This window comes from Methylobacterium sp. E-016 (assembly GCF_022829745.1).
Taxonomy (GTDB): Bacteria; Pseudomonadota; Alphaproteobacteria; order Rhizobiales; family Beijerinckiaceae; genus Methylobacterium.
Genome location: NZ_JAKSYF010000040.1, coordinates 29,560 through 43,963, shown reverse-complemented (window position 1 = coordinate 43,963; position 14,404 = coordinate 29,560). Strand labels below are relative to the sequence as shown.

The window sequence follows — 14,404 nt, the reverse complement described above, 5'->3', positions numbered from 1 at the left end:
CTGGCCTTGGGCAACTGGTGAAACGAACGGAAGGCGCGCGATGAAGGCTCTCCTGTGCACCCGGCTCGGCGGCCCGGACGACCTGTCGATCGCGACGCTGCCCGATCCCGTCCCCGGCCCGGGCGAGGCCCTGGTGCGGGTCACTGTCGCCGCGCTCAACTTCTTCGACACGCTGATCATCGCCGGGCGCTACCAGGTGAAGCCCGAGCTGCCGTTCTCGCCCGGGGGCGAGGCCTGCGGCGTGGTCGAGGCCCTGGGACCGGGCGCGGACGGCGTGCGGGTCGGCGATCGGGTGATCGTGCATGCCAAGTACGGCACCTGCCGCGAACGGCTCGCGGTGCCCGCACGCATGCTGACGCCGGTTCCGGCCGGGGTGAGCGACGAGCAGGCTGCCGGCCTCACGATCACCTACGGCACGTCCCTCCATGCCCTGCGCAACCGCGCGAAGATCCGGCCCGGCGAATGGCTCGCGGTGCTCGGGGCGTCGGGCGGGGTCGGTCTCGCGGCGGTCGAGCTCGGGGCGCTGCTCGGGGCCCGGGTGATCGCCTGCGCCTCCTCGGAGGACAAGCTCGCCATCGCCCGGCAGCACGGGGCGGAGGTGGGCCTCGTCTACGATCCGGCCACCCTGCGCGACGCCCTGAAGGACGCGACCGGGGGCAAGGGCGTCGACGTGGTCTACGACGCGGTCGGCGACGCCTTCTCGGAACCGGCCTTCCGCGCGCTGACCTGGCGCGGCCGCTTCCTCGTCGTGGGTTTCGCCGCGGGCGAGATTCCCCGCCTGCCCCTCAACATCATGCTGCTGAAGGAGCTCGACGTGATGGGCGTCCACTGGGGTGTCTTCACCGAGCGCGAGCCGGAGGTGCACCGCGAGAACCAGCGCCAGATGCTCGCATGGGTCGCCGAGGGGCGGCTGACCGCGCGGGTGCACGGCGTCTACCCCCTCGACGACTACGCCGCGGCCCTCGGCATCCTCAGCCGGCGCGAGGCGGTGGGCAAGGTGCTGCTCCGGCCCTGATCCTTCAGATCAGCCCCTGCGCCTTGGCGAGCGCGACGAGGTCGCCCTGCGGCCGGGCGCCGATGTGCTGGATCACCTCCGCCGCCGCGAGCGCGCCGAGGCGGGCCGAGGTGACGTAGTCGAGGCCGCGGGCGTGACCGGCCAGGAAGCCGGCGGCGAAGAGGTCGCCCGCGCCGGTGGTGTCGACCACATCGCGCACCGGCGAGGCCTCGACCGAGCGGATCTCGCCGCCCTTCACCACCATCGCGCCCTCGGACGAGCGCGTGACGAGGCCGAGCAGGTGCCGCCCGCGGGCGTCGCGCTCGTCGCGGAGCGCCTTCAGCGCCGCGTCCGCGTCGTCGGTCTGGTAGAGGCTCTGCAACTCGCCGATGTTGGCGAACAGGATGTCGACGCTGCCGTCGCGGATCAGCCCGAGGAACTCGTCGCGGTAGCGGCCGACGCAGAACGCGTCCGACAGGGTCAGCGCCACCGCGTTGCCGGCACCGTGGGCGATCGTCACCGCCTTGCGGAACGCGTCCTTGGCGGCCGGCGGGTCCCAGAGGTAGCCCTCGAGGTAGACGACGCGGGCGCTCGCGACCGTCGCCTCGTCGAGGTCGGCCGGCGACAGGCCCTGGCAGGCGCCGAGATAGGTGTTCATCGTGCGCTCGCCGTCGGGCGTCACGAGGACGAAGCAGCGGGCGGTGGCCGGCCCGTCGGTCGCCACCGGCACGTCGAACGTGACGCCGGTCGCCTTCAGGTCGTGGCTGAACAGGCCGCCGAGCTCGTCGTCGCGGACCTTGCCGACGAAGCCGGTCTTGGCGCCGAGCAGCGCCGCGCCGACCGCCGTGTTGGCGCCCGACCCACCCGACACGATCGTCGCCGGCCCCATCGCGGAGAACAGCGCCTCGGCGCGCGGCTCGTCGATCAGCGCCATCGCGCCCTTCGGCACGCCCTGGTCGGCGAGGAAACCCTCGTCCGTGCGGGCGATGACGTCGACGATGGCGTTGCCGAGCACCAGGAGGTCGAGGCGAGCGGTCATGCGGGCGTCCCTTCGAAAATTCGCTCGCGCTCTCGCACCGGCGCCCGGCAGGGTCAAGCGAGGCGGCTCAGGCGTCGTCGTAGAGTTCGGCGAGCGGGACGGTGATGCCGGGAGGATCGAAGGTCAGCACGCCGTCCGAGACGATACGCGTCTCGATGACGTCGTCCGCGCGACGATGATGGTGGACGGCGAGGCGTTTGACCGTGTCGATGAGGAGGTAATGCATCACGCTCGGGATGCCGAAGTAGCCTGCGAATTTCGCGCCCGTATCGATCGATCGCGTGCTCGGCGAGAGGACATCGACCACGATGACCGGATCCGTCACCTCCACCGTGTCCGGATCGAGACGAGGTCCGCAACGCACGAGGGCGTCAGGCTCGAAAGCCGTGGTGCGTTCGATCCGAATCGTCATTCCGTCCGGGAGCACCTGGCAGGGCAAGCCTTCCCGCCGAATGGCAGCCCGCAACGCGAGTTGAGCGGCGAATTTCGTCTCGGCATGCCGGACCCGTTCCGGCGACATCGCGAAGACCTCGCCGTCGAGCAACTCATGCCGCCCCGGTCGTCCCTCGCCCCAAGCCAGGAACTCGTCGACGGTCATGCGCGGTTTCGGCTTCACGCTCATGCGGCGAGCGTAACATGTCCCGATCGGGCCGCGAAGGCTGCCGCTACTGCATCGACTTCACTTCGCACTGCGCGTAATCGGCGCTCGCCTTCACGTAGGCGTTGAGCTTCTGCACGTAGCCTTCCGCGATCGGCCGGAACGCCTGGAGCTGCAGGTTGTAGGCCTTGATCGCGTCGTTGTAGCTGTAGGCCTCCCAGCCCGGGCACCCACCCTTGGCATCGAGGCAGGCGGGTTTCGCCGGAAGGGCCGGCTTCTCCGGCTTGGCCGAGGCGGGCGGCGGCTCCGGCAGCGGGCAGGCGGCGAGCGCCGCGCCGGGGCAGACCAGCGCGAGGACGAGCGAGGATCGGCTCAGGAAACCGCGCATGGACAGGTCGAGCTCCGTTCGGCCCACCGCGGGGCCGCGCCGGGTTCTGCGTCAGCGTGCCGGCGGGAGCAAGGCGCCTATGCGGCCGGCTGGACGCGCTGCGGACGGCCCGCACGCGGCGCCGGCGCCTTCGCACCCGGCGGCACGCGCACGAGGGCGACGACGGGCAGCGTCAGGCCGGCCGCGAGGACCCACCAGGCCGGGCGGATCACGTCGGAAAAGTCGAGGTTGGCGCCGAGCACGAGGTCGGCCGGGATGCCGCTCTTGATCCCGTACCAGGCCGCCTCGATGCCCGCGGTCGCGAGGGCGGCGGCAACGGCGAGCAGCGCGAGCGACCACGGCCGCATCGGCAGCCTGAACCGTTGCATCAGGCGCCAGCCCATCAGCAGCACGAACAGCCCGGTCCAGAACACCGGATCGGAGACGTCGATCTTCGATTGCAGAAAGTAGTGCAGCAGCCCGAGGATGCTGATCGCGTAGGCCGCCTTGTGCAGGCGCGACCAGCTCGCGCCCATCCGCCGGATCGCGGCGTCGGTCGAGGTCGCCCCGAGGGCGATGAGGCCGACGAGCGCGACGAAGCCGATCGTGAGGTAGAACCGCAGCGCGATCTCGGAGACGACCTTGGCGAGGTCGAAGTTCTGGTCGACCACGTACAGCGCGAGATGCGCCAGCGCGTAGGCCGCCGTGGTCACGCCGAGCAGGCGCCGGACGTTGATCAGCTTCGGCCAGTTCGCCACCCGCCGCAGCGGCGTGACCGCAAGGGAGGCCAGCAGGAAGCGGATCGTCCACTCGCCGGTGCCGTGGATCAGCGCCGTGATCGGCTTCGGTCCGAGCGCGTTCGTCGCGTAGGCGCCAGCGAGGTAGACGGCCGGGGCGACGGCGATCAGGAACGCGACGAGCTTCAGGAGCGAGAGGCGTCCGGCGCGGTCGAGCCAGGGCAGCGGCAGGGCGTGGGACATCTCGGCTCTTCGCATGCGGTGTCGATGATGGTTGGCGGCCCGGTCGGCCGGCACGGCGCGGGGGACGCACGCGACCCATTCGCCGCGATGTGCCTCCGGTTACGGGCACGGGCCATTCCCGGTTCCGAACCTGCGACGACGGTTGACCCTCCGCGATCCCGGCCGAGATACCCCCGCAACCCCACGACGCAGGACCGCCTCCGATGAATTACCGCACGCTCGGCCGCTCGGGCCTCAAGGTCTCGCCGATCTGTCTCGGCACGATGATGTTCGGCGGTGCCACCGACGAGGCCGATTCCGCGCGCATCGTCGCGAGCGCCCGGGATGCGGGCGTGAACTTCATCGACACCGCCGACGTCTACAATTCCGGCGCCTCGGAAGCGATCACCGGCCGCGCGATCGCGACGGATCGGTATGCCTGGGTGCTGGCCACCAAGGTCGCCAACCCGATGGGCGACGGGCCGAACGATCGCGGCCTGTCGCGCGTCCACGTCCTCCGCGCCGCCGAGGAGAGCCTGCGCCGGCTCGGGACCGACTTCATCGACATCTACTACCTCCACAAGGAGGACCACGCGACGCCGCTCGACGAGACCGTGCGGGCGATGGAGACCCTGGTCCGCCAGGGCAAGATCCGGCACTTCGGCGTCTCGAACCACCGTTCCTGGCGGATCGCCGAGATCTGCCGCCTGTGCGATGCCTACGGCATCGACCGGCCGGTTGTGAGCCAGCCGTACTACAACGCGCTCAACCGCATGCCCGAGACCGAGCACCTTCCGGCCTGCGCGCATTTCGGCCTCGGCGTGGTGCCGTACTCGCCGCTCGCCCGCGGCGTGCTGACCGGCAAGTACGATCCCGACGCCCCGCCGCCGGCCGACACCCGCGCCGGCCGCCAGGACGCGCGGATGATGCAGACGGAATGGCGCCCGGAATCGCTGCGCATCGCCCGCACCCTGAAGGACCATGCCGAGGCGCGCGGCATCACCGCCGGGCAGTTCGCCTTCGCCTGGGTGATGAACAACCGCGCCGTGACCGCGGTGATCGCCGGCCCGCGGACCATGGAACAATGGACCGACTACCTCGGCGGGCTCGACTATCGCTTCACGCCCGAGGACGAGGCCCTGGTCGACGGCCTCGTCGTGACCGGCCATCCCTCGACGCCCGGCTACAACGATCCGGCCTACCCGATCGAGGGCCGGGTGACGGTGAGCGGCACGAAGGTCTGAGGCGGATCGGCCTCGTGCCGATCCGATCTTGGCGCAGGACGACACGTCGCTTCGGCGAGCGGCTTAAAGGTCGATTCACGCAAACGACCCTAGCGTGATGGTCGATCCAGTTCCTGCGTATCCGAAGTGCCATGCCCCCATCCGTCGAGGTCGCGCCCGACCTGTCCGGGCTGATCGAACTGTCGCGCATCGCGCATCTCGACCTGAAGCCCGTCATCCTGCGGGTCCAGACCGATCTGTTCGTGCAGGCGGCCAACCGCGACAAGTCGGAGCTCGAATCCTTCGCCTCGCTCGCCGGCGGTCTGATCCCGATCGTCGATGAGGAGACGGCGGCGATCGTTGCGGAGAAGCTCGCGCCCTTCGCCGACACGCCGCAATCCGTCCTCGCCACGCTGGCCGCCCGCGGCGGACGCGTCCGCGACATCGTGCTGGGGTCGGCGGTGACGCTTTCGCCCGCCCTGATCGATGCCGCGCTCCTAGACGGCGCCGATCTCGGATCGGCGATGGCCGGCCGACCCGGCCTCCCCCGCGCGGTGATCGCCGAGCTGGCGCAGCGCGGCGATCCGGCGATCGACCGGGCGCTTGCCGGCAATCTCGGGATCACGCTCCGCGGCGGCGACGTCCGGCACCTCGTCGGCCGCGGCCGGACCGATCCGGATCTCGCTGGCCTCCTGCTCGCCCGCCCGGATCTCGCCGCCGGCGAGCTCGCTCCGCTCTACCTGCACGCCGACCCGATCCGGCGCGACGCGATCCGCGAGGCGATCGCCGCCACGGCCGCGCTTCGCCCCTGCCCGCCCCCGCCGCGCGACCTTGGCAGCATGCTGCTCGGCCTCTCCGCCGCCCACGACGTCCCGGGCTTCCTCGCCGCCCTGTCGGACGGGCTCGGGCTGCCGGCGAATTTCCTGCGCAGCGCGCCCGACGCCGGCTCGCGCTACGACCTGCTCACGCTGTGCCTGCGCGCTGCCGACCTCCACGAGGAGGAGGCGGTCTACGTCTTCCTGACCCTCGACGAGGCGGTCTCGCGCTCGGCCGAGCGGGTGTTCGAGCTCGTCCGCCTGTTTCGGACCACCGATCGTCCCGCCGCCCGCGACCTGCTCTCGGCGATCCTCGACCGGCCGCTGCGCGAGCGCAGCGGCGCGTCCGACGCCCACCAGCCGCACCATGCGCCGGACACGGGCAAGATCCGGCAGGCCGCGGCCGAGCGGCCAGCGAACCGGACGCCCCTCCCGATGCGGGCTCGGAAGTCGTCCTGAGATCGGCCGGCGCCGGCCGCCGGCTGGGGCTCACGCACTCCGCGTCGTCGTATCGTCCAGTACGAACGGCCTCAACGCCCCTCCGAGCCCCGCCACGGAGCCTTGCGATCGGCATCCGCGAGGGTGTCGCGCGAGGCGGCCTGCGGACCGACGTGCCGGCCGAGCGCGGTCATGGCCTCCTGCGCCAGGCGCTGCCGGGACTCCGCCGGCATCGCGCTCCAGGCGGCCGTGGCGGACCCGACCGTGGCGAGCAACGTCGATCCCGTCGCGGGCGCCGGGGACGCCGCGTCGCGCGGACCGGCCATCTCGGGTGCGGACGGAACGCTCGCGCGTGTCCCCGGCTGGTCGCGGGTGGCCGCGAGGTACGACAACGCGCCGATCACCAGGGCGGCTCGCAGCAGGAACGACATGGACGGTGATCCGGGAAGCGTGCGGGTCGAAGACGCCCGAGGGTGGGGCCGTTTTCCTGAATCCAACGTCAACCGATCGCCTAAAAGGCATTCGATGGTGAACGAGCCCCGACGGGGACACCCTGCGCGTAGTCACGGTTACGTTGTGGAAAGCATCCCGGCCATCGCGGGCCGACGCGCAACACTCGTTTAAGCCGGGTCTGCGAGGGTCGGGATGTAGTCGTTCGTCACCGAACCAGGGGGCGCGAAGGCCGAGTATTTCCAGGCATGCCGCGTTGTTGGCCGTCCTGGTCTTGGGTCTTGTGCGTTGCGCGTATCTGTCTTGCGTATTCAACACCGGCTGCCCGCGCTGCTCGACGCCCGCCTCGCGAGCTTCGTGCATGAATCGGCGATCGAGGATGCCAGCGTGCGCTTCCGCCACGAGCGCTTCCTCGTGTCGCGCCTCGCCACCGGCGCGGTGATGATGGCCGGCCTGCCGCCCTACCTGCTGTGGCGCGGCGTGCCGTCGGGCATCGAGGTCCTGGCGATCGCCAGCCTGTTCCTGCCCGTGCTCGCCGCCGTCCTGCTCTCGCGCACCGGCTCGCTGTGGATCGCGCACGCCGTCTCGTCGGCCGGCCTCACCGGCCTCGTCGTGTGCCTCGCCAGCCTCACCGGCGGCGTGCAGTCGGCCGCCGCGATCTGGCTCGTGGCGATCCCGCTCGAGGCGGTGGTCTCCGGCTCGAAGCGCGCCACCGTCGCGGCGTCGCTGCTCGCGATGGTCGGCGTCCTCTGCGTGGCGTTCACCGGATCGTGGATCATCACGAGCCCGACCATGGCGCTGTCGGCCTCCGTCGCGATGCCGGTCTTCGCCATCACCGCGATCGGCCACGTCGCCGCGCAGGTGCTGGAGCAGATGCGCAACGAGGGCCAGTGGCGCAAGCGCATGCGGGACAACGAGGCCCGCGACCGGATGCTGCTCGCGGCCATCGACGACCTCGTGACCTGGCACGACGTCAACGGCCGGGTGATCGAGGCGTCGGCCTCGGCCGAGACGCTCGTCGGCACCGATGCGATGCGCCTGCGCGGCCACGGCCTGCTCGAGCGGGTGCACGTGGCCGACCGCCCCGCCTTCCTCCAGGCGATCAGCGATGTCGCGGCTCTGGGCAAGCCGGCGACGGTGCAGCTGCGCCTCAACGTCGACCCGACCGCCCGGCGCCAGGACGGCGCGCGGCTGATCCATGTCGAGATGCGCGCCCACCGAATCGCGCAGTCGCCGTCGGGCCCGGTCGGCGTCGTCGCGGTGACCCGCGACGTGACCGAGCATCGCCGCCACGCCGAGGAGCTCGAGCGCGCCCGCGCCGAGGCAGAGCGCGCCGACGAGGTCAAGAGCCGGTTCCTGGCCAACGTCACCCACGAGCTGCGCACGCCCCTGAACGCCATCATCGGCTTCTCCGAGGTCCTGGCCGGCGAAGGCGCGGTCGTGCTCGCACCGGAGCGGGCGCGGGAATATGCCGGCATCATCGGCGCCTCGGGCCAGCACCTGCTCAGCGTCGTCAACACGCTGCTCGACATGAGCCGGATCCAAAGCGGCAACTTCGACTACGCGCCCGAGCTGGTCGACGCGGCGGCGCTGACGCGCAGCTGCTGCGACCTGATGAAGCTCAAGGCCGATGCGGTCGGCGTCGTGCTCGCGCAGGTCGCCGAGCCCGGCCCGATCGAGATCACCGCCGATTCGCGCGCCTGCCGTCAGGTGCTGATCAACCTGATCTCGAACGCGGTGAAGTTCACGCCGGCCGGCGGCCGCGTCGAGGTGGCGCTGCGCCGGACCGCGGCCGGCCTCGACCTGATCGTCTCGGATACCGGCATCGGCATCCGCGAGGCCGACCTGCCGCGCCTCGGAACGCCGTTCTTCCAGGCCGGCTCCGGCGGCTACAAGCGCACCCACGAGGGCACCGGCCTCGGCCTCTCGGTGGTGCAGGGCCTCGTCGGCCTGCACGGCGGCACGATCGCGATCGAGAGCGCGCCGGATGCCGGGACCACGGTCACCGTCAGCCTGCCGAGGGCCTGCCGGTCGGCCGAGAGCCCGGTCGGCACCGCGCCGCTCACCGCCCGGGTTCGCCCGGCCGGCAGGGCTTCGGCCCACGGCGCCGTGGTGCGGCTGCCGCTCGGCCTGTTCGACACCGGGCCGACGGTGGTGCGGGAGATCGACGATCCCGCGCGCCTGCGCCGCGTCGGCTGATCGAAACGCAACGGGGAGACAGAATGTCCGAGATGCGCGACCATCGCGAGATCACCGTCGCCGGAGACGCCCGCAGCGCCCGCCCGGCCAAGGCCCCCCGCCGCCCGGTGCAGCGCCGGCCCGCCGCCGACGTGTCGGAATGGCGGATGATGCTCGGCGCCGTCGCCAGCGGGACGTTCCGGATGTGCCGGCGCAATCCCGGCGCGCTGTTCGGCGGCGTGGTCGCGTTCGGCGCGGTGGTGGTCGTCTCGATGAACGCCCTCGGCTACCAGAACGGGCGCCACCCGGCCCCGATCCTGCCGAAGATCGCGATCCGCCAAGATGCGATGAGCAAGGATGCGGTGAGCAAGGATGCCGCGAGAAAGGACCCCGCCGCGAGGTCGGCGCCTGAGAAGGTCGCCGATGCCGACCGGCCGGCCGAGACGGCGCGCACGCCTCTCAAGGCAGCAGAGGCCGCTAGGCCCGCCGCCCGCGATCCGATCGCCGACCTGATCCGATCCGACGAGACGACCGCTTCGGTGACGCCCAAGAGTGCCGTCGCGCCGCCCAAGCCGCAGCCGGCGGTGATGCAGGCGCAGAAGGCCTTGTCGAAGCTCGGCTACGGCCCGCTCAAGGCCGACGGGCTGATGGGAGCGACCACCCGCGCGGCGATCGAGAAGTTCGAGCGCGACCGCAAGCTGCCGGTGAAGGGCGAGGCCGCCGGCCGCACGCTTCGCGAGCTCGCCGCCCGCGCGGCCTTGCCCCCGGCCTGATTGCATCGCGGTCCGGCGCGGCGCATGCCCGGCGCGCATCCGCACCGGGAGGGTCCATGCCGCGCCTGCGCTCCGATTTCTGGGTTTCGGCCCATCTGCGGCGACTGGCCGTCGAGGGGATCTCCGCGGTGCAGCGCCGCCGGGGCGCGGCGGAGGCCGGCGCGATCTTCGTCAAGGTCGATCGCCTCGACGGCCGCGCCGACCTCTACGGGCCGGCGCCGCAAGCGCTGTTCGAGGACGAGGATACCGGCGGGCGTCGCTTCGTGGCGATGGTTCCGGAGGGCACGCCGCTCGATACGGAGGAGCGCCTGACCAAGGAGATCCGGTTCGATTCCGACCTGTGGATCATCGAGATCGACGACCGCGAGGGCCGCCATCTCCTCGATCTCGCCGAGTAGAGCCGGCCGACGTTTTTCCAGGATCCGCCCGGGAGGCGGCGTCTCAGGCGGTCTCTCCGGCGAGCCGTCGCCCGGCGCGGTCCCGGCCGATCAGCGGCAGCAGGCCCGCAAGGTCGGGCCCGTGCTCCAGCCCCGTGAGCGCCAGGCGCAGCGGCATGAACAGCGCCTTGCCCTTGGCGCCGGTCCGCTCGCGGATCGTCGTCGTCCAGGCCTTCCAGGTTTCGGGTCCGTAGGGTTCGGGCGGAAGGGTGTCGAGGGCCGCCGCCGTCACGGCGGCGTCTGCGATCACCGGTGTCACCGGCCCGGCCACCACCCCCCACCAGTCCCGGACCTCGTCGATCCTGTGCAGGTTGGCCCGCACCGCGAGCCACAGCGGCTCGGCGGCCGCGGCCGGGATGCCGAGCGCGTCCAGGCGCTCGGCGGCGTCGGCGAAGGGCATCGCGTGCAGGATGCGGGCGTTGAGCCCGTCGAGCTCGTGCGGGTCGAACTTTGCCGGCGCCCGCGAGATGTGGGCGAGGTCGACGAGGCCGGCGAGCTCGTCCAGCGTCGCGACGGCGCGGACCGCCTCCGCCGATCCGGTCAGCACGGCGAGCGAGCGGACGGCGGCCGGCTCGTAGCCCGCCTCGCGCAAGGACCGCAGCGAGAGGTGGCCGAGGCGCTTGGAAAGCCCCTCCCCGTCCGCCGTGGTCAGCAGGTTGTGGTGGCCGAAGATCGGCAGCGTCGCCGCCAGCGCCTCGAAGATCTGCACCTGAACGCCGGTGTTGGTGACGTGGTCTTCGCCGCGGATCACGTGGGTGACGCCGAGGTCGGCGTCGTCGACCACCGAGGGCAGCGTGTAGAGGTAGCTGCCGTCGGCTCGCACCAGCACCGGGTCCGAGAGCGAGGCGCAGTCGACATGGGCCTCGCCGCGGACGAGGTCGTCCCAGGCGACGACGCGCGGCTCGAGCTTGAAGCGCCAATGCGGGATGCGGCCCTCGGCCTCCATCGCCGCCCGCTCGTTGGCGGTGAGGGCGAGCGCGGCGCGGTCGTAGATCGGCGGCAGGCCGCGGCCGAGCTGGCGCTTGCGCCGCCGCTCCAGCTCCTCCGACGTCTCGTAGCAGGGATAGAGCCGGCCGAGCGCCTTCAACCTGTCGGCGGCCGCGTCGTAGATCGCGGTCCGGTCGGATTGGCGGGCGCGTAGATCCGGCACGATGCCGAGCCAGGCGAGGTCGGTCTCGATCGCCTCGGCGAAGGCCTCGGTCGAGCGTTCGCGGTCGGTGTCGTCCAGCCGGAGCAGGAAGCGGCCGCCGCGCGCGCGGGCGAACAGCGCATTCAGCAGCGCCGGGCGCGCATTGCCGATGTGGAGGAAGCCGGTCGGAGACGGCGCGAAGCGGACGAGAGGAGCCATGCTGGGCTCATAACCCCCAATCGACCCGCTCGGCCACAGCCCGTCGGACGGAGGGAGCCGCACGCCCCGCGAGGACCGACGGAAACGCGCGCCGGGTTTCGCGGTTGAAGACCTGTGTCGTTCGACCGGCTGCGCGCAGCGCGGCGTCCACTATCCAGGGAGATCACCCTCCGATGCGATCGATCCTCCTCGCCACCCTCGTCGCCGCGGCGACGCCGGCCTTCGCCCAGAGCAACGCGCCGGCACCGATCCGCCAGCCGAACCCGCCTCAGCAGGTCGCGCCGGGCACGCCGCCGGGCACCGTCGCGGTTCCGGGTGGCGCCACGAATAGCGGCTCCGGGGCCGGCGCCGTGGTCGCGCCGACCGGCACCGGCGCGGCGACGGTCACGACGGATTCCGCGGCGGGCGGCAACGCCGACCAGCCCGAGCGCGGCGTTCCCCAGATGGGCCGCGGCGGCGGCGGCAACGCCGGCGGCCAGTAGGTCGCGAGGAAGTTTTCCGATCGGAGCCGGCGCGGCCGTCGACATTCGTGGGCGGTTGCGCCGGTTCTGCAGCTTGACGCCGCCGCCTACCCCGCCCTAGAAGGCCCTCGTCCCGGGATCGAAGGCGCCAGCGCCGGTCGCCCCGGTCGCGGCGACTGCGTGTCGACGCGCAGTACGGACGGTTAGCACAGCGGTAGTGCGTTCCCTTCACACGGGAAAGGTCGCAGGTTCGATCCCTGCACCGTCCACCATTCTCTCCCGCATCGCCATCGCGGCATCGTTCGACGCTCGGCGAGCGTCCGCACGTGCTAGTTCGAGCGCTCGGAATCGCCGTGAGCCGCATCGCTTCCCCCGCAGAGGAGGGAGCAAGCCGGCCAGGGTCAGTTGTTCGCGGTCCGGAACGTGTCGCAGGACTTCGTCTGGCCACTCTTGTAGCCGTTCATGAACCAGCGCTGGCGCTGCTCGGACGAGCCGTGGGTGAACGAATCCGGCACGGCGTAGCCTTGGCTCTGCTTCTGCAGCTTGTCGTCGCCGATCGCGCTCGCCGCGTTCATCGCCTCGTCGATGTCGCCCTGCTCGAGCGCGTTGTACTTGTCGTTGGAGTTCTTGGCCCAGACGCCGGCAAGGCAGTCGGCCATCAGCTCGATCCGCACGGAAAGCGCGTTGGCGTCTCGCTTCGAGGACGCCTGCTGCTGCCGGGCCTGAACCTTGCCGAGAATGCCGAGGACGTCCTGCACGTGGTGGCCGACCTCGTGAGCGATGACGTAGGCGTAGGCGAAGTCGCCCTTCACGCCGAACTTCTGCTCCATCTCCTTGAAGAAGCCCGTGTCGAGATAGACCTTCTTGTCGAGCGGGCAGTAGAACGGGCCCATCGCGGCCTGGGCCGAGCCGCAGCCGCTGCGGGTGCCGCCGGTGTAGAGCACCATCGTCGTCGGGGTGTACTGCTTGCCGGTCTGGTTCGGCAGGATCTGGCTCCACACGTCCTCGGTGTTGCCGAGGATCTTGGAGGCGAAGCGGCCGCTGTCGTCGGTCGGCGCGGTCTTGCGGCGCGTCTGAGTCTGCGGATCGGCGGGCTCCTCGCGCTGGCTGCCGCCGCCACGTGTGATCTGCTCGGCGCCCCCCATCAGGATCGCCGGGTTGATGCCCGTGACCCAGCTGATGATCAGGATGACGACGATCGCGCCGATGCCGAGGCCGCCAGCGCCACCGCCCGGGAAGCCCATCCCGCCACCGCCGCCCTCGCCGCGACGATCCTCGACGTTGTCCGAACTCCGAAAATCGTCCCAGCGCATGGTCTCGACCGCCACTCGTTCTCACGACGCCGTTATCGCGAGTCGCAGGGTAATGACACAGGCCGAAGGACGGTTCCGCCGGAACGGTCAAGCTTTTCCGTCGAGCGCGGTGCGCAGCAGCCGGAAATCGCGCCAGGCGAGCCGCTTCTGCATCGGCTGCCGCAGCAGGTAGGCCGGGTGCAGTGTGGCGAGGGCCCGCACGGTGCGGTGAGGCATCGCGTAGGGGTAGAACCGCCCGCGCGCCTTCAGGATGCCGTCCTTGGTGCCGGTGATCGCCTTCGTCGCCGGGCTGCCGAGGCAGACGATGATGTCGGGGTCGGCCAGCTCGATCTGGCGCTCCAGGAACGGCCGGCACACGGCCAGTTCCTGGATCGTCGGCTCGCGGTTGCCCGGCGGACGCCACGGCACCACGTTGGCGACGTAGGCCTTGGTCCGGTCGAGGCCGATCGCCGCCATCATCCGGTCGAGCAGCTGGCCCGAGCGGCCCATGAACGGCTTGCCGATGCGGTCCTCGTCGGCGCCGGGCGCCTCGCCGATGAACATCAGCTTCGCGGCCGGATTGCCGTCGGCGAAGACGAGGTTCTTCGCGGTGAACTTCAGCGGGCAGGCGTCGAAGGTCGCCATCAACGCCTCGAGCTCCTCGAGCGTCCCGACATCCTTCGCCCGTGCCCGCGCATCGATCGCCGCATCCTCGGGCTTCGCCGATGCCGACTGCCCGTAGGTGCGCGCCGGAGCCTTCTCGGGCGCCGGCGGCGGATCGCCTCGCGGCGGCAGCTCGCGGCGCGGCGCTTCCGGCTGTCCCAGGCGCGGCGCGTCCACCTGCGCCTCGCGCCCGGGCGCGCTGCGGCGCAGGGTCGGCGCCGGGGTGTCGGCTTCCCGGAAGCGGTCGTGCGGCGCCTCGTCGAGGGCGAGGTCGACGCCGCTCTCCACATGGAAATCCAGGTACGCGATCAGGTCGCGCTGTGCGTCCGCCGACGAGGTCATGAGCATCATGTGGGGCTTCGCACGCCT

General features: G+C 71.5%; 15 protein-coding genes and 1 tRNA gene. 8 read left to right on the top strand and 8 right to left on the bottom strand.

Annotated features, from left to right (window positions below):
• Positions 1-40: 40 nt before the first annotated feature.
• A complete protein-coding gene (locus MKK68_RS02710) occupies positions 41-1,015 on the top strand; it encodes an NADPH:quinone oxidoreductase family protein (protein ID WP_244028552.1) in 975 nt (324 codons plus the stop codon).
• A 4-nt stretch (positions 1,016-1,019) separates the two neighbouring features.
• Here MKK68_RS02710 and MKK68_RS02705 read toward each other — a convergent pair whose 3' ends face one another.
• From MKK68_RS02705 to MKK68_RS02690, 4 genes are all read right to left on the bottom strand, one after another.
• On the bottom strand, positions 1,020-2,033 hold the full coding sequence (locus MKK68_RS02705; protein ID WP_244028550.1) for an adenosine kinase: 1,014 nt from the start codon (positions 2,031-2,033) through the stop codon (positions 1,020-1,022).
• Between the two features lie 67 nt (positions 2,034-2,100).
• Positions 2,101-2,655 carry a Uma2 family endonuclease gene (locus MKK68_RS02700; RefSeq protein WP_244028547.1) on the bottom strand — a complete coding sequence of 185 codons (555 nt, stop codon included), beginning with the start codon at positions 2,653-2,655 and terminating at the stop codon, positions 2,101-2,103.
• Positions 2,656-2,698: 43 nt separating this feature from the next.
• The gene (locus tag MKK68_RS02695; RefSeq protein WP_147726310.1) at positions 2,699-3,019 is read right to left on the bottom strand and encodes a hypothetical protein; all 321 of its coding nucleotides are present in this window, start codon (positions 3,017-3,019) and stop codon (positions 2,699-2,701) included.
• Positions 3,020-3,096: 77 nt separating this feature from the next.
• Complete coding sequence (locus MKK68_RS02690; RefSeq protein WP_244028545.1) at positions 3,097-3,978, bottom strand: sulfite oxidase heme-binding subunit YedZ; 882 nt, start codon at positions 3,976-3,978, stop codon at positions 3,097-3,099.
• Between the two features lie 203 nt (positions 3,979-4,181).
• Between MKK68_RS02690 and MKK68_RS02685 the strand changes: the two genes are divergently transcribed.
• Entirely contained in the window at positions 4,182-5,201 is a 1,020-nt protein-coding gene (locus MKK68_RS02685) for an aldo/keto reductase (protein ID WP_244028543.1), read from the top strand.
• Positions 5,202-5,332: 131 nt separating this feature from the next.
• On the top strand, positions 5,333-6,454 hold the full coding sequence (locus MKK68_RS02680; RefSeq protein ID WP_244028541.1) for a DUF2336 domain-containing protein: 1,122 nt from the start codon (positions 5,333-5,335) through the stop codon (positions 6,452-6,454).
• A gap of 71 nt (positions 6,455-6,525) precedes the next feature.
• Here MKK68_RS02680 and MKK68_RS02675 read toward each other — a convergent pair whose 3' ends face one another.
• The gene (locus MKK68_RS02675; protein WP_244028539.1) at positions 6,526-6,864 is read right to left on the bottom strand and encodes a hypothetical protein; all 339 of its coding nucleotides are present in this window, start codon (positions 6,862-6,864) and stop codon (positions 6,526-6,528) included.
• A gap of 322 nt (positions 6,865-7,186) precedes the next feature.
• Between MKK68_RS02675 and MKK68_RS02670 the strand changes: the two genes are divergently transcribed.
• The 3 genes from MKK68_RS02670 to MKK68_RS02660 are packed head-to-tail and all read left to right on the top strand — an operon-like array spanning position 7,187 to position 10,232.
• Positions 7,187-9,082, top strand: a complete 1,896-nt coding sequence (locus MKK68_RS02670; RefSeq protein ID WP_147858191.1) for a PAS domain-containing sensor histidine kinase — start codon at positions 7,187-7,189, stop codon at positions 9,080-9,082.
• A gap of 32 nt (positions 9,083-9,114) precedes the next feature.
• Positions 9,115-9,834 carry a peptidoglycan-binding domain-containing protein gene (locus tag MKK68_RS02665; RefSeq protein WP_244028647.1) on the top strand — a complete coding sequence of 240 codons (720 nt, stop codon included), beginning with the start codon at positions 9,115-9,117 and terminating at the stop codon, positions 9,832-9,834.
• A gap of 56 nt (positions 9,835-9,890) precedes the next feature.
• Positions 9,891-10,232: a DUF1491 family protein gene (locus MKK68_RS02660; RefSeq protein WP_244028537.1), complete on the top strand. Its 342-nt coding sequence runs from the start codon at positions 9,891-9,893 to the stop codon at positions 10,230-10,232.
• A 43-nt stretch (positions 10,233-10,275) separates the two neighbouring features.
• Here MKK68_RS02660 and gltX read toward each other — a convergent pair whose 3' ends face one another.
• Positions 10,276-11,619: a glutamate--tRNA ligase gene (gltX, locus tag MKK68_RS02655; protein WP_244028535.1), complete on the bottom strand. Its 1,344-nt coding sequence runs from the start codon at positions 11,617-11,619 to the stop codon at positions 10,276-10,278.
• Positions 11,620-11,792: 173 nt separating this feature from the next.
• On the opposite strand from gltX, the gene MKK68_RS02650 reads away from it, so the two are divergent.
• Positions 11,793-12,101: a hypothetical protein gene (locus tag MKK68_RS02650; protein ID WP_147841302.1), complete on the top strand. Its 309-nt coding sequence runs from the start codon at positions 11,793-11,795 to the stop codon at positions 12,099-12,101.
• 176 nt (positions 12,102-12,277) lie between these two features.
• Positions 12,278-12,352: transfer RNA gene (locus tag MKK68_RS02645), tRNA-Val, on the top strand.
• A gap of 129 nt (positions 12,353-12,481) precedes the next feature.
• Here the strand turns inward: MKK68_RS02645 and MKK68_RS02640 are convergent.
• Together MKK68_RS02640 and MKK68_RS02635 are read right to left on the bottom strand one after the other, a co-directional pair.
• Positions 12,482-13,393 carry a neutral zinc metallopeptidase gene (locus MKK68_RS02640; protein ID WP_147728610.1) on the bottom strand — a complete coding sequence of 304 codons (912 nt, stop codon included), beginning with the start codon at positions 13,391-13,393 and terminating at the stop codon, positions 12,482-12,484.
• A gap of 87 nt (positions 13,394-13,480) precedes the next feature.
• On the bottom strand, positions 13,481-14,377 hold the full coding sequence (locus MKK68_RS02635) for a uracil-DNA glycosylase family protein (RefSeq protein WP_244028645.1): 897 nt from the start codon (positions 14,375-14,377) through the stop codon (positions 13,481-13,483).
• Positions 14,378-14,404 lie beyond the last annotated feature (27 nt).

What these genes read in the sequence shown, in the direction of transcription:
- gltX (WP_244028535.1), bottom strand. Translation starts at nt 11,619, where the DNA reads ATGGCTCCTCTCGTCCGCTTCGCGCCGTCTCCGACCGGCTTCCTCCAC.
- MKK68_RS02690 (WP_244028545.1), bottom strand. Translation starts at nt 3,978, where the DNA reads ATGTCCCACGCCCTGCCGCTGCCCTGGCTCGACCGCGCCGGACGCCTC.
- MKK68_RS02635 (WP_244028645.1), bottom strand. Translation starts at nt 14,377, where the DNA reads ATGACCTCGTCGGCGGACGCACAGCGCGACCTGATCGCGTACCTGGAT.
- MKK68_RS02710 (WP_244028552.1), top strand. Translation starts at nt 41, where the DNA reads ATGAAGGCTCTCCTGTGCACCCGGCTCGGCGGCCCGGACGACCTGTCG.
- MKK68_RS02685 (WP_244028543.1), top strand. Translation starts at nt 4,182, where the DNA reads ATGAATTACCGCACGCTCGGCCGCTCGGGCCTCAAGGTCTCGCCGATC.
- MKK68_RS02700 (WP_244028547.1), bottom strand. Translation starts at nt 2,655, where the DNA reads ATGAGCGTGAAGCCGAAACCGCGCATGACCGTCGACGAGTTCCTGGCT.
- MKK68_RS02675 (WP_244028539.1), bottom strand. Translation starts at nt 6,864, where the DNA reads ATGTCGTTCCTGCTGCGAGCCGCCCTGGTGATCGGCGCGTTGTCGTAC.
- MKK68_RS02640 (WP_147728610.1), bottom strand. Translation starts at nt 13,393, where the DNA reads ATGCGCTGGGACGATTTTCGGAGTTCGGACAACGTCGAGGATCGTCGC.
- MKK68_RS02665 (WP_244028647.1), top strand. Translation starts at nt 9,115, where the DNA reads ATGCGCGACCATCGCGAGATCACCGTCGCCGGAGACGCCCGCAGCGCC.
- MKK68_RS02660 (WP_244028537.1), top strand. Translation starts at nt 9,891, where the DNA reads ATGCCGCGCCTGCGCTCCGATTTCTGGGTTTCGGCCCATCTGCGGCGA.
- MKK68_RS02705 (WP_244028550.1), bottom strand. Translation starts at nt 2,033, where the DNA reads ATGACCGCTCGCCTCGACCTCCTGGTGCTCGGCAACGCCATCGTCGAC.
- MKK68_RS02695 (WP_147726310.1), bottom strand. Translation starts at nt 3,019, where the DNA reads ATGCGCGGTTTCCTGAGCCGATCCTCGCTCGTCCTCGCGCTGGTCTGC.
- MKK68_RS02650 (WP_147841302.1), top strand. Translation starts at nt 11,793, where the DNA reads ATGCGATCGATCCTCCTCGCCACCCTCGTCGCCGCGGCGACGCCGGCC.
- MKK68_RS02680 (WP_244028541.1), top strand. Translation starts at nt 5,333, where the DNA reads ATGCCCCCATCCGTCGAGGTCGCGCCCGACCTGTCCGGGCTGATCGAA.